Origin of the sequence: Psychrobacillus sp. FSL W7-1457 (assembly GCF_038593405.1) — a bacterium.
Taxonomy (GTDB): domain Bacteria; phylum Bacillota; class Bacilli; order Bacillales_A; family Planococcaceae; genus Psychrobacillus.
In genome coordinates, this window is record NZ_CP151993.1 from 1,387,778 (window position 1) to 1,401,184 (window position 13,407).

Sequence of the window (13,407 nt, forward strand, 5' to 3'; positions counted from 1 at the left end):
AGGGACGGCTATGAGTAAAAAAGAGAAAGAAAAAGAATTAACAGGTAAGCAAAAAGCCGCGCTCCTATTAATTTCTCTAGGACCAGAAGTGTCTGCTTCCATTTATAAGCATTTAAATGAAGAAGAAATTGAGCGATTAACTCTAGAAATTTCTGGAGTGAAAAAAGTAGAACCAGAAATAAAAGAAGGTATTATAGAGGAATTTCATCATATTGCCCTAGCACAGGATTATATATCACAAGGTGGTATTGGCTACGCAAGGACAGTTCTTGAAAAGGCACTTGGTAGTGAGCATGCTCAAGCAATTATCAACCGATTGACGTCCTCCTTACAAGTTCGTCCTTTTGATTTTGCTAGAAGAGCAGAGCCAACGCAGCTGTTTAACTTTATACAAAATGAACATCCTCAAACGATTGCTTTAATCTTATCTTATCTTGAACCACAGCAGGCGGGGATTATTTTATCTTCCCTGCCTCAGGAAGTACAAGCAGATATCGCTAGAAGGATTGCAACAATGGATTCTACTTCACCGGAAGTGATTAGTGAAATTGAATCAGTGCTTGAGAGAAAACTTTCCTCTACTGTAACTCAGGACTTTACAGAAACTGGCGGTGTAGATGCAGTTGTAGAAGTACTAAATGGTGTTGATCGAACTACTGAAAAAACCATTTTGGATGCTCTAGAGATTCAAGATCCAGAGCTTGCAGAAGAGATTAAAAAGAGAATGTTTGTATTCGAAGATATCGTTACGTTGGACAACCGTTCTATTCAAAGAGTTATACGTGATTGTGAAAATGAAGATCTTATTCTTTCTATGAAGGTTTCAAGTGAAGAAGTGAAGGATATACTCTTCCGTAATATGTCTACTCGTATGGCAGAAACGTTTAAAGAAGAAATGGAAATCATGGGACCTGTCCGACTACGCGACGTAGAAGAGGCCCAAAGTAGAATTGTATCGGTTATTAGACGTTTAGAAGACGCAGGTGAAATTATCATTGCCCGTGGTGGAGGAGATGACATTATTGTCTAAAATTTTCCGAAACGTACAAATGGATGGTAATGCTGAAAAATTCCGTCCGATTCATATAAGAAATCTTAATGTAGAAGAGACAAGTGATGAAACACCGATCGCTATAAAGGAAAGCTTCAATATAGAGCGCAGCAAAATGTTGGATGAGGTCAACCAAGAAATAACAACTAAACAAAAGCAGTTGCAATTAGAAGTGGAAAATACTCGGCAACAAATTCAACAGGATCTAAATGAATGGAATAACCAGAAACTTAGCTATCAACAAAGTGCTTATGAAGAAGGGTTTGCACAAGGTCTAGAAGAAGGTAGGCAAAAAGCATTGGCTGACATGCAAAGTTCACTAAAAACAGCCAACGAAGCGATGCAAACAGCATATGAAAATGCTGCTGCCTATTTACAGCAACAAGAGCAAGTAATTCTTGAATTGAGTATTCGAAATGCAGAGCGCATTATTGGGGTTAAATTAGAGGAAGATCATGATTTGTTTTTGTCTATTGTTCAAAGGGGCTTAAAAGAAGCTCGTGAAATGAAAGAAATAAAAATATATGTATCCCCGTATTATTTCAATCTAGTATCTAAAAATCGAGAAGAGCTTGCTTCTATCTTCCCGATAGACGTGCCATTTATGATTTTCGTGGACGAAGAAATGAATGATACAGATTGTTATATTGAAACAAATCGTGGTCGAATTGTTGTAAGTATTGACGAACAAGTAAAAGAATTAAGACGTAAGCTAGTTGATATTCTTGAAAGCATGGAGTGAGAGTAATGAAAGCAATCGATTTAATCCAACAAATACCAAATGTCTCTACTTTTAAAAAGTACGGCCGTGTAAATCGTGTAGTTGGATTAATGATTGAGTCGCAAGGCCCCGAGAGCTCTATTGGAGATGTATGCAAAATCCATATTAATTCTGCTAAAAATGGTCCATCTGTCATTCTTGCTGAAGTAGTAGGCTTTAAAGAAGAAACTGTCGTCCTAATGCCTTATACAAATATACGTGAAATTTCCACAGGGTGTTTAGTAGAGGGAACAAACAGTCCTTTAGAAATAAAAGTAGGTCCTGAGTTAATTGGGAAAGTACTTGATTCCATGGGAAATCCAATTGATGGAACGGTATTACCGAAAGGCTTGAGTACAGTTGGTACCGAACAAGATCCTCCAAATCCTTTAACTAGACCACCTATTCATGAGCAAATTGAGGTGGGTGTGAAGGCGATTGATGGTATGCTTACAGTCGGAAAGGGACAAAGGGTTGGTATTTTTGCTGGTTCAGGAGTAGGTAAAAGTACCCTGTTAGGAATGATTGCAAGAAATACGAATGCTGATTTAAACGTAATTGCCCTTATTGGAGAACGTGGCAGAGAGGTTCGAGAGTTTATTGAACGTGATCTTGGCAAAGAAGGATTGGAAAGGTCAATCGTGGTAGCTGCTACTTCTGACCAGCCAGCTCTTATGCGTATTAAGGGAGCATTTACTGCGACTGCTATTGCGGAGTATTTTCGAGACAAAGGCTTAAATGTGATGCTAATGATGGATTCGGTTACCCGAGTAGCGATGGCTCAACGGGAAATAGGATTAGCAGTTGGTGAACCACCAGCTACAAGAGGATATACTCCCTCCGTATTTTCTATTTTACCTAAGCTGTTAGAAAGAACGGGCACAAATGAAAATGGAAGTATTACAGCGTTCTATACGGTCCTCGTAGATGGAGATGATATGAATGAGCCTATTGCTGATACAGTCCGTGGAATACTTGACGGTCATATCGTGCTTGATAGGGCGCTAGCCAACAAAGGGCAGTTTCCTGCTATCAATGTGTTAAAAAGTATAAGTCGTCTAATGAACCATATTTCAGATGAACAGCATGTAAAGGCTGCTGAAAGGCTGCGTGAGCTTTACTTTACTTACAATAAATCAGAGGATTTGATCAATATAGGGGCATACAAGCGAGGAACTTCCAAAGAGATTGATGAGGCCATTCAATATGAACCTTTAATTACTGCTTTTTTAAAGCAAGGATATTTGGATAAAGTTTCTTTGGACACTAGTGTACATGAATTAGTGATGTTATCAGGCGGAGGAGCTTAAGATGGTTGCTTATCAATATAAATTTGCTAAGGTGCTTACGGTTCGTGAACAGGAAAAGTCAGAAACAGAAATAGCATACAAAGAATCAGTTAATGCCTTTGAACAGGTTGCTACGGAACTATACAATCTTTTGAAAAAAAGAGAGTCTACTCTAGACACTCAAAACGATTTGCTGTCCAATGGATTAAGTATTGATGGAATACATCATTATTCTAATTTTCTAGAGAGCCTACAAAAAAGAATTGAAGTTGTACAAAAAGAGGTTATACAGGCTAGGTCCAAGATGAACTGGTATGAGGAAAGACTGTTGGAAAAAAGCTTAGAGGTTCGGAAGTTCGAAAAAATGAAAGAAAAGGATTTTGAAAGTTTTCAACAAGAACAGTATCGCTTAGAAGCAATTGTTTTAGATGAGATTTCTTCCTTAAAGTTTCAAAACAAAGAGATTAGGTGAGTAAAGCATGGCAAAAAAGAATAATCAAAAGAAAAGCCTTCATACGATGGACAACGGGCCAAGAAAAATCGGCTTAGGCAAGAAAATATTATATTTGTTTATTATACCGCTTCTCTTTGCTTTGGCTCTCCTTTTAACTTTTGCCCAAATAACAAATATTAATGTATTTGAAAAAGCTAAAGAATTTACATCATTTGGTGAGGATAAGCCATTGGATGACAATACAAAATCAATCCGCTTAGAAGAGCGAGTTGTTTCACTGCAAGCAGAGATTCAGCAAAAAGAAGTACAAATTAATCAACTACATGACGAAATAGAAAACTCTGAGAAATCCCAAGAATCCCTGTTGTTAGAACAGGAAAACCTTTTGCAGGAAATTGAAGAACTGAAGAGACAAAATGAGCAATCAAAGAGAGATTATGCCGAGGTAGTTTCTACCTTCGAAAAAATGTCTGCAAAATCAGCAGCTCCCGTTATCTCGAATATGAGTGACGCAGAGGCAATGAGAATTTTGGCCAGTTTAAAACCAGATACAGTTGCAAAAATTTATGAAAAGATGTCTCCTCAGGATGCCGCTAAATATACTGAGCTAATGACTAAGCAGTAAATCGTGTTTTGCATGTGAGAGGAGGTGAAAGAAAAATGAACATAGCGATTGTTAATATGAGACCTCCTGTAGCTGTGCAACCTAAAACAGAGTTACCAACAGGCAACAGTCAAGCCTTTGGGAATGTATTTGGACAAATTCTTTCCAGTCAGTCTGTACCATCTGTAAATGTGGAAAGTCCTGTGAATACAGAACAAAGTCTTATCCAAGATTTACTTTCTCTATTAGATGTCGAATCCATAGAGGATGCTCAGAATTTACTTCAAACGGATGAACTACTAGTAGATTCGAAACAATTACATCAATTGTTAAATAAACTGCTAAGCAAACTTGAAGATTTGGAGAATCATCCAGATCAGAAACAGGATGTCTGGGAAATTCTAGCGAATGTAATGGAACAGCCTCAAAAGCTTGTTGACTCTATCCTTTTAACTTTAAATGGACAAGCATCGACTAAAGTTGCAAGTCCAGTGGAAGCAAAACAAGCAGTAGAACTTTTAAAGGTGGCCCAACTTATAGGAAACAAAAGTGATTTGACATTCAAACAAGAAACGACACTTTTTGATCTAAAACAAACGTTGGAAACTTTAAAGGAAAACTTAACAAATTTATCATTACCACAAGGTAGAAACTCTACTCAAGTAACTAAAGCATTTATACAACAAGTGGTAATGCATCAATCAGTAACTAAAGGAACGAGTACAGAAGTAGTAACAGAAAGTAAAGAAACCACTTCTGTAAATCAAGGTCATACAACCACTGTACAAACAAAAGTAGAAACAGTGTCCATGACTCTCCCTACACAAAAATCTGCTCAGTCAGAGGAGTTTCTAAAAGAGCTTCAAAAGGTGATGAATCGGGTACAATTTGGACAAGCAGCAGGAGCTAATAGATTAGTGATTAAGCTATATCCTGAACAGCTTGGAACGATCCGCATTGAGTTGATACAAAAGGATGGAATCTTAACTGCAAAAATGCTTGCTTCAACTGCCTTAGGTAAAGAGCTGCTTGACACGCATTCTGGTCAATTAAGACAAGGACTGGCAAACCAAAATATACAAATTGAGAAGCTGGAAATTACCCAGGCTTTGCAGGATGCAGCAAAACAGGAGAAAAACCAAGGCTTCCAAGACTCTACTTTTAAACAGCATAGACAGCATGAAGAGCAAGAAGAAGACTCGGATGTTTCAGATACACAAACCACGTTCCAAGAATTCCTAAGTGAAATAGAGGTATAAAAATGGCTGATTTAACACCAATTACAAGCAATATGTACCTGTCATCTAAAAAAACGACTAAAACAACGGGTAATAGTACGCTCGGAAAAGATGAGTTTTTAAAAATATTGATGACACAACTTCAAAATCAGGATCCTACAAATCCAATGAAGGATAACGAATTCATTGCTCAAATGGCACAGTTTTCTTCCTTAGAGCAAATGACGAATTTAACGAATGCCTTTGAAAAGTTTGCCCAGGCACAAGAACAAACCCAAATGATTGAATACAGCAACTTTGTTGGTAAGCAAGTGAAATGGCACGAGCTGACAGATAAAAAAGATGAAGACGGTAAGCCAATTACGAATGAAGGAACTGGCTCTATAGCTGGAGTTAAATTCGTAAATGGTAGTGTAGAATTTACTCTATCTGATGGTAAGAAAATAACACCAGGCAATATCTCAGAAGTATTATCAAGCAATGCAAGCTCTAATAGTTTAGTAGAGGCAAGTATGATGATTGGAAAAACCATTGGTTACACTGCTGAAGCTGGACAAACTACAGGTGTTGTTGAATCCGTCTCTAAAAAAGATGGTGCGATTGTATTTAATCTTTCCGGTGGTACAACGATAACAGCAGATAAAATTAATTCTATTCAATAATAAATAGAACGGAGACTTGCAATGGACCAAGTTACTATTAACCGCGTCTCCCTGCAGCCAGGTATCCGTCAACCAATAACAGCTAAGCAAGTCACACCGCCCAAACAGGCGTTTTTACAGCATTTACATGAAGCCACGGTAAAAACAGAATTAAAGGTAAGCAAACATGCCAATCAGCGATTACTAGAAAGAAATATTCATATTTCAGATGCGCAGTGGCAGCTTGTAAGTGACAAAGTATCAGAAGCGCGCTCCAAAGGCGTCAAGGACTCATTAGTATTGATGGAACAAGCAGCTTTAATCGTAAGCGCAAAAAATGCCACGGTTATCACTGCAATGGATCGCAAGGAAGCAAACAATCAATTGTTTACCAATATAGACGGCACAATAGTGCTAGGATAGCAGGACCTATAAAGGATGCTATGTGCAGTGGACTGATTGAAGCTAGCACACAAATCGAAGGGAGAAATTCATCAATGATTCGCTCAATGTACTCAGGTATCTCAGGACTTAAAAACTTTCAAACAAAATTAGACGTAATAGGTAACAACATCTCTAACGTAAATACTTACGGATTTAAAAAAGGTCGTACTGTTTTTAAAGATTTGATTTCGCAGACTACTTCTGGTGCTTCAGGTGCTTCAGAAAATAGAGGTGGAGTCAACGCAAAGCAAGTAGGTTTAGGGTCTCAATTAGCTTCAATTGACACTATTCATACTGGTGGCTCTCTACAATCAACAGGTAATACACTAGACCTTGGATTGTCTGGAGATGGATTCTTTATTGTTGGAGAGACGAATGCGACTCCGGTGCCTGGAGGAGCGGCAGCAGGATTACAAAATTTTCAGTACACTCGTGCAGGAAATTTTTATATGGATGCAAATGGTTACTTAGTTAATGGAGAAGGAAAGTATGTTTATGGATTTAGTGAAAATATGGAGGATGCTGATACAACTGGAACTCCAGCAGTACCAGGGACAGCCCCTAACTATTCCATCGCTCCAGATGGAACACTTACAGGGACAGTAGGACCCATTCGAATTCCTACTAACGCTAAAAGTATGTCAATATCTCAAGATGGTACTGTAACTTTTGTTGATGCATTCAATGAACTGCAGTATGCGGGAAAACTTATTACTGCTAAATTTCCAAACGCGGGTGGTTTAGAGAAATCGGGCAGTAACTATTACACACCTTCAAGTAACTCAGGGGATCCTATGTTCAGTTTTGCCGCTCAAAATGGAGTAGGGTCAATCGAATCAGGCTTCCTAGAAATGTCTAACGTTGATTTATCTGAAGAGTTCACAGACATGATCGTAGCACAACGTGGATTCCAAGCTAATACTCGTATTATCACAACTTCAGACCAAATCTTAGAGGAATTAGTTAACTTAAAACGATAATCTTCAATAGTGTCCATTTCATAAATAACATTTTACAGAGTAAACACGAACATATTCTAGTTATTGATTGGAGCGAAAGGCGGCGACTCCAGCGGGATAAGGGAGTCAGATAAGACATCACAACCACGCGCACAAGCGATGGGTGGTGGCTTATCGCTCACCCCGCGGAAAGCGTCAGCCTGAAGCAAAAATCAATTCTACATTATTCTTTAAAATAAAAATATGAAATAGATTCAGTTTAATAGTTTGATTGTAAGGGAGGGGTGGGCCGTTCCTTGAATGGCCCGGCCCTTAAATAAATGATTAGTTTAACTCGTTTAAACGGTAAAGAGTTTTCGTTAAATGCATTATACATAGAGACGATTGAATCTTTTCCAGATACTACGATAACGCTAACGAACGGTCATAAATATGTGGCGTTAGAATCACGAGAAGATGTGTATGAAAAAATCGCTCAGTTCTACAAGGAAATACATATTTTATCGAATCCTTATTTAAGAGGTGAACAGGATGAAGAATAACAATAAGCTATTAACAATGATGCTAATTATTTTAGTTTCTCTTACTTTGGTAGGTGTGGTTGCAATTTTACTATATTTTCAATTCAATAAAGGTGAAGAAGCTAACGAACCTACTATTGATGAGATTGTCGAGTCTTCTGTGGACATTCAGGAAATTACAACTAATTTAGCAGGCGACAAATTTATCCGGATTTCTATGAAAGTTCAAACGGATAGTACAAAAGCGGCAGAGGAACTTACAAAACGTGATTTCCAAGTGAAGAATATTTTGATCACCGAGCTTTCGGAAATGACTCCAGAGGATTTAGAAGGTAAGCAGGGAAAGCTAACCTTAGAGTCCTCGCTTAAAACTAAAATAAATGAATTGATGAATGAAGGAGAAGTACAGCAGGTTTATATTACTTCTTATATTATTCAGTAAAGTACTTTTTTGAATGGAGGTGGGCAGATTGGCAGGAGATATATTATCTCAATCAGAAATAGATGCATTGTTAAGTGCCCTTTCGACAGGTGAAATGACAGCGGACGAAATGAAGAGCGAACAGGAATCAAAGAAAATTCGTACTTATGATTTTAAGAGAGCTCTGCGTTTCTCGAAAGACCAAATACGAAGTTTGACACGTATACATGAAAATTTCGCACGTCTTTTAACCACATTTTTTTCTGCCCAGTTAAGATCATATGTTCAAATATCTGTAGTGTCCGTAGACCAAATTCCTTTTGAAGAGTTTATACGCTCTGTTCCTCATATGACACTCATTAACGTGTTTGAGGTTCCTCCTCTAGAAGGCAACATTCTAATGGAGATAAATCCCAATATCGCATATTCCATGCTGGATCTGTTAATGGGAGGGAAGGGTCAGACACATACAAAGGTAGATAATTTAACTGAAATAGAAACAAAGATAATGACTAATCTCTTTGAAAAATCCTTTGATAATTTAAGAGAAGCTTGGAGTAATATAGCGGATATCGATCCAATCTTAACGGAATTAGAGATAAACCCGCAATTTCTACAAATGATTTCGCCAAATGAGACGGTAGTTGTCATATCGTTTAATACGGTTATTGGAGAAACAAGTGGAATGATTAATATTTGTATTCCTCATGTAGTATTAGAACCAATTGTACCTAACCTATCTGTGCGCTATTGGATGCAAACGAATAAAAAAGAAGTGTCACCAGAACAATTAGCAGTCCTTAAAAAGCGTGTTAAATCAGCAGAAATACCAGTCGTGGCTGAATTAGGTTCTACTGAAATCACGATGGAAGATCTTTTATATCTTCAGTTGGGTGATGTGATTCAATTAAATGCAAAAGTTGAAGATGCTCTTACGATTAAAGTAGGCGATATACCAAAGTTTAAAGCACAGCCTGGTAAGCTTAAAAAGAAAATGGCAGTACAAATAATTGAAACTTTGAAAGGAGGAGAGGATGATGATGAGTGATGATATGCTCTCCCAAGAAGAAATTGAAGCCCTCCTACGTGGAACGGTTGATAATGTGAAGGAAGAAAAAGAAAGCTCAAAAACGAATATTGAAGATTATTTAGATTCTTTTGCTATAGACACATTAGGTGAAATTGGTAATATATCTTTTGGAAGCTCTGCTACTGCTCTATCTTCCTTATTAGGTCAAAAAGTGGATATTACTACTCCACATATTAGCATGATTAATAGAAGTAAATTAGTAGAAGAATTTCCTCACCCTTATGTAGCTGTACAGGTTCAATATACAGCTGGATTAATAGGGATGAACCTATTAGTTATTAAGCAATCAGACGCAGCAATCATTGCTGATTTGATGTTAGGTGGGGACGGGTTCGACCCAAGTCCTCAAATGAGTGAAATTCAATTAAGTGCCGTACAAGAGGCTATGAACCAAATGATGGGCTCTGCAGCTACTTCAATGTCCACTGTATTCAATAAAAAGGTAGATATCTCTCCACCTTCCATAGATATTTTAAATCTGATCGAAGGGGAAGGGGAGGAAGCGATCCCTAATGATGACTTACTTATTAAAATATCTTTTAGACTACGAGTAGGAAGCTTAATAGATTCTAATATTATGCAGCTTATACCATTAGAATTTGGTTTAAGCCTTGTTAAGACACTTCTGGGAGGGGGAGAAGATGCTCAGCCAGAGGCAGCAGCAACGATATATGAGGAAAGAGTAGAAACTCACCACGTATCTGCTCCCGTACCAGACTATTATGAGGCACCACCAGTTCAACAATCAGTTGTACCACCAGTTCAACAGCCAGTAGCACCTCAGCATCAACCAAGACAAAGTAATACACCACCTGTAGAGGTGCAACAAGCTCAATTTGCTAGCTTTGAAGCAACAAATCTTACACCTAATGAGTCTAGAAATTTAAATTTACTGCTTGATATTCCTCTTCAAGTAACAGTAGAATTAGGTCGTACTAGAAGAACGGTGAAGGAAATTTTGGAACTTACTAGTGGTTCTATCATAGAATTGGATAAATTAGCCGGAGAGCCTGTAGACATCCTTGTAAACAATCGTCATATTGCCAAAGGGGAAGTTGTAGTAATTGATGAGAACTTTGGTGTTCGAATTACAGATATTCTAAGCCAGGCGGAACGAATTAATAATTTACGATAAGTAATGGAGGAGACATATTATGTCGAAAAGAATTTTAATAGTGGACGATGCTGCATTTATGCGCATGATGATTAAAGATATTTTATCAAAAAATGGTTTTGAAGTAGTAGGTGAAGCGGCTGATGGATTACAAGCTGTAGAAAAGTACGCTGAACTTAAACCAGATTTAGTAACGATGGATATCACGATGCCTGAAATGGACGGTATCGAGGCTTTAAAGAAAATTAAAGAAAAAGATCCTAGTGCAACTATTATTATGTGTTCTGCAATGGGACAACAAGCTATGGTTATAGATGCCATCCAAGCAGGGGCAAAAGACTTTATCGTAAAGCCATTCCAAGCTGACCGAGTAATTGAAGCAATCTCTAAAGCGATAGGGTAAGAAATGATGTGGAAGCTTTACCTAAATATTTGTATAGCATGTTTTCTATTGATATCTTTTCCGTTAGGTACTGAGGCATCTGTAGATTCAAATGAAAGTATTAAAGAGAATTTTGAACGTATAAACAAGGGAACTGCCCCAGAGGCAGAGCCCGAGGAAAACAAAAAATTAGACCAGGAAGAAAATACTCCACTAGAAGGTGATTCAAGTGGAGTGTCTATTACAGCCTGGGATTACATTAAAATGATTTTTGCCTTGTTATTTGTAATTGCTTTATTGTACGGACTATTACGTTTCTTAAATAAACGAAACCGAAGTTTCCAGCATAACCAGCTCATCCATAATCTTGGAGGAGTTGGGGTTGGTCAAGGCAAGTCAATTCAGTTAATGCAAATTGGCAACTCTCTCTATTTAGTAGGGATTGGAGAAAATATAAATTTACTGAAAGAAATTACAGATCCTCAAGAAATAGAAGAGTTAACAAAGCTATATGAGGATAAGCTTGGAACTGCTCAAACGCTTCCTTATATTATGGAGTTAATGAATAAACTAACAAAAAACAAGACTCAAAAGGCAAAAAATAACGAAAATCCTTCATTTAATGAAACGTTTCAAAAGAAGTTAGAAGATATAAAACGAGACCGTAGTGAAGTATTAAAGGATTGGAAGACAAAGGAGCGCAAAAACAATGAATGATTTCGTCCAATTCTTCTCGGACAGCGATCCGTCAAATGTCTCCACTTCTATCAAATTAATGCTTTTACTAACGGTTTTATCTTTGGCACCGAGTATTTTAATATTAATGACTTCCTTTGCTAGAATTATAATTATTTTATCTTTCGTTCGTACAGCTTTAGCAACCCAACAAATGCCACCTAACCAAGTATTAGTTGGTTTAGCCTTATTCTTAACGTTTTTTATCATGGCACCAACACTCCAGGAAGTGAATGAAACTGCCTTGACTCCTCTCTTTGATGAAGAGATTACGTTGGAACAGGCTTATGAAAATGCTAGTGGACCATTTAAGGAGTTCATGAGTGAACATACAAGGCAAAAGGATTTAGAACTATTTCTAAGGTATACCGAAGCAGAACGACCAGAATCGATTGATGATATTCCATTGACAGTAATGGTACCTGCTTTTGCTTTAAGTGAAATTAAAACAGCCTTTCAAATAGGCTTTATGATCTTTATCCCTTTCTTAGTAATTGACATGATTGTGGCAAGTGTCCTAATGTCGATGGGGATGATGATGTTACCACCGGTAATGATATCCTTACCATTTAAGATTTTATTGTTTGTGTTAGTGGACGGATGGTATTTAGTTATGAAGTCCATCCTACAAAGTTTTTAGGAGCTGATTGTATTGAGTAATGAAATGGTAATATCAATTGCAGAAAGAGCCATTTGGGTCATTCTTCTTGCATCAGGTCCTCTTTTGTTAGTGGCTTTAATAACAGGTCTTGCAGTGTCTATCTTTCAAGCAACAACGCAGATTCAAGAGCAGACTCTTGCATTTGTTCCTAAAATTATTGCAGTTTTAGTGGCTATCGTCTTTTTTGGACCATGGATGCTATCACAAGTGACCTCCTATGCTGCAGATATTTTTGAAAACTTAGTGAGATATATTGGTTAGTTCAATGGAAGAGATCATACCTAGCCTAACTGTATTACTATTAATTATTGCAAGAGTTTCAGCGTTCATGATTACATTGCCACTGTTTTCACATCGTACTATTCCAGCTACGCATAAAATTGCCTTTGCCGTAATTCTTTCATGGATGATGTATTACACGATGGATGTGAGTCCTTTTGAAATTAACGGAGAATACATATTATTAATCATCAAGGAAGTAATGGTAGGTTTATTTGTAGGGTTACTAGCCTATATCATTCTTTCTGCAATTCAAATTGCTGGCGGATTTATCGACTTCCAAATGGGGTTTGCAATTGCCAATGTAATAGACCCTCAAACTGGAGCCCAAAGTCCGTTGATAGGACAATTTTTAAATATTATTGCACTTTTATTATTGTTAGCTTTAAATGGTCATCACTTGCTCTTAGATGGAATTTTTTATAGCTATCAGTTTATCCCTATGGAAACGACTTGGCTTGCTTTTGGACAAGAAAATTATGTGGAATTCATTATGAAAACATTTGCGGGGGTTTTTGCAGTAGCCTTCCAGATGTCTATTCCTATCGTGGCGACTCTGTTTCTAGTAGACATCGCATTAGGAATAACAGCTCGTACTGTTCCTCAATTAAATATTTTTGTAGTGGGATTCCCTATAAAAATTGGGGTTACATTTATTGTGTTATTAGTCATGATGGGAGTCTTATTGGCTGTTATGCAAAAAGTATTCGAGATGATGATTATCGCTATGCGAGATTTAATGATAATTTTAGGTGGTGGCTAAT

Annotated in this window: 18 protein-coding genes; all 18 read left to right on the forward strand. The window is 37.4% G+C overall.

Translation table 11 applies throughout. The features are described from left to right. The first annotated feature begins 10 nt into the window (after positions 1–10). The 18 genes from fliG (at position 11) to fliR (ending at position 13,406) form a co-directional block, all read left to right on the forward strand. Positions 11–1,030 (forward strand): flagellar motor switch protein FliG, encoded by a 1,020-nt coding sequence (gene fliG, locus NSQ95_RS06470; protein ID WP_340884063.1) that lies wholly within the window; start codon positions 11–13, stop codon positions 1,028–1,030. Then, positions 1,014–1,793 carry a flagellar assembly protein FliH gene (fliH, locus tag NSQ95_RS06475; protein WP_342560507.1) on the forward strand — a complete coding sequence of 260 codons (780 nt, stop codon included), beginning with the start codon at positions 1,014–1,016 and terminating at the stop codon, positions 1,791–1,793. The genes fliG and fliH overlap by 17 nt, the downstream gene beginning before the upstream one ends. A 5-nt stretch (positions 1,794–1,798) precedes the next feature. Then, the gene (fliI, locus tag NSQ95_RS06480; RefSeq protein WP_340884059.1) at positions 1,799–3,121 is read left to right on the forward strand and encodes a flagellar protein export ATPase FliI; all 1,323 of its coding nucleotides are present in this window, start codon (positions 1,799–1,801) and stop codon (positions 3,119–3,121) included. Position 3,122: 1 nt separating this feature from the next. Beyond that, positions 3,123–3,572, forward strand: coding sequence for a flagellar export protein FliJ (gene fliJ, locus NSQ95_RS06485; protein WP_340884057.1), 450 nt, complete (start codon positions 3,123–3,125; stop codon positions 3,570–3,572). A gap of 7 nt (positions 3,573–3,579) precedes the next feature. Next, entirely contained in the window at positions 3,580–4,179 is a 600-nt protein-coding gene (locus NSQ95_RS06490) for a hypothetical protein (protein ID WP_342560508.1), read from the forward strand. A gap of 35 nt (positions 4,180–4,214) precedes the next feature. Further along, entirely contained in the window at positions 4,215–5,417 is a 1,203-nt protein-coding gene (locus NSQ95_RS06495; protein WP_342560509.1) for a flagellar hook-length control protein FliK, read from the forward strand. Between the two features lie 2 nt (positions 5,418–5,419). Then, the gene (gene flgD / locus NSQ95_RS06500; protein ID WP_340884049.1) at positions 5,420–6,058 is read left to right on the forward strand and encodes a flagellar hook assembly protein FlgD; all 639 of its coding nucleotides are present in this window, start codon (positions 5,420–5,422) and stop codon (positions 6,056–6,058) included. A gap of 21 nt (positions 6,059–6,079) precedes the next feature. After that, positions 6,080–6,460, forward strand: coding sequence for a TIGR02530 family flagellar biosynthesis protein (locus NSQ95_RS06505; RefSeq protein ID WP_340884045.1), 381 nt, complete (start codon positions 6,080–6,082; stop codon positions 6,458–6,460). A gap of 74 nt (positions 6,461–6,534) precedes the next feature. Further along, positions 6,535–7,461 carry a flagellar basal body rod protein FlgG gene (gene flgG, locus NSQ95_RS06510; RefSeq protein WP_340884042.1) on the forward strand — a complete coding sequence of 309 codons (927 nt, stop codon included), beginning with the start codon at positions 6,535–6,537 and terminating at the stop codon, positions 7,459–7,461. Between the two features lie 299 nt (positions 7,462–7,760). Beyond that, positions 7,761–7,982, forward strand: a complete 222-nt coding sequence (locus NSQ95_RS06515) for a flagellar FlbD family protein (protein WP_169358601.1) — start codon at positions 7,761–7,763, stop codon at positions 7,980–7,982. Further along, positions 7,972–8,403, forward strand: coding sequence for a flagellar basal body-associated protein FliL (gene fliL, locus NSQ95_RS06520; protein ID WP_169358602.1), 432 nt, complete (start codon positions 7,972–7,974; stop codon positions 8,401–8,403). Before NSQ95_RS06515 ends, fliL begins: the two co-directional genes overlap by 11 nt. Before the next feature lie 28 nt (positions 8,404–8,431). Beyond that, positions 8,432–9,430, forward strand: a complete 999-nt coding sequence (gene fliM, locus NSQ95_RS06525; RefSeq protein ID WP_169358603.1) for a flagellar motor switch protein FliM — start codon at positions 8,432–8,434, stop codon at positions 9,428–9,430. Then, entirely contained in the window at positions 9,423–10,607 is a 1,185-nt protein-coding gene (gene fliY, locus NSQ95_RS06530; protein WP_342560790.1) for a flagellar motor switch phosphatase FliY, read from the forward strand. The genes fliM and fliY overlap by 8 nt, the downstream gene beginning before the upstream one ends. Before the next feature lie 19 nt (positions 10,608–10,626). Continuing rightward, the gene (locus NSQ95_RS06535) at positions 10,627–10,989 is read left to right on the forward strand and encodes a response regulator (protein WP_340884036.1); all 363 of its coding nucleotides are present in this window, start codon (positions 10,627–10,629) and stop codon (positions 10,987–10,989) included. Positions 10,990–11,037: 48 nt separating this feature from the next. Next, entirely contained in the window at positions 11,038–11,685 is a 648-nt protein-coding gene (locus NSQ95_RS06540; protein WP_342560510.1) for a flagellar biosynthetic protein FliO, read from the forward strand. Further along, entirely contained in the window at positions 11,678–12,343 is a 666-nt protein-coding gene (fliP, locus tag NSQ95_RS06545) for a flagellar type III secretion system pore protein FliP (RefSeq protein ID WP_340884032.1), read from the forward strand. Before NSQ95_RS06540 ends, fliP begins: the two co-directional genes overlap by 8 nt. Before the next feature lie 12 nt (positions 12,344–12,355). Beyond that, positions 12,356–12,625 carry a flagellar biosynthesis protein FliQ gene (gene fliQ / locus NSQ95_RS06550; RefSeq protein ID WP_144538065.1) on the forward strand — a complete coding sequence of 90 codons (270 nt, stop codon included), beginning with the start codon at positions 12,356–12,358 and terminating at the stop codon, positions 12,623–12,625. Positions 12,626–12,629: 4 nt separating this feature from the next. Continuing rightward, positions 12,630–13,406 (forward strand): flagellar biosynthetic protein FliR, encoded by a 777-nt coding sequence (gene fliR / locus NSQ95_RS06555; RefSeq protein ID WP_298471196.1) that lies wholly within the window; start codon positions 12,630–12,632, stop codon positions 13,404–13,406. The last annotated feature ends 1 nt before the right edge of the window (position 13,407 follow it).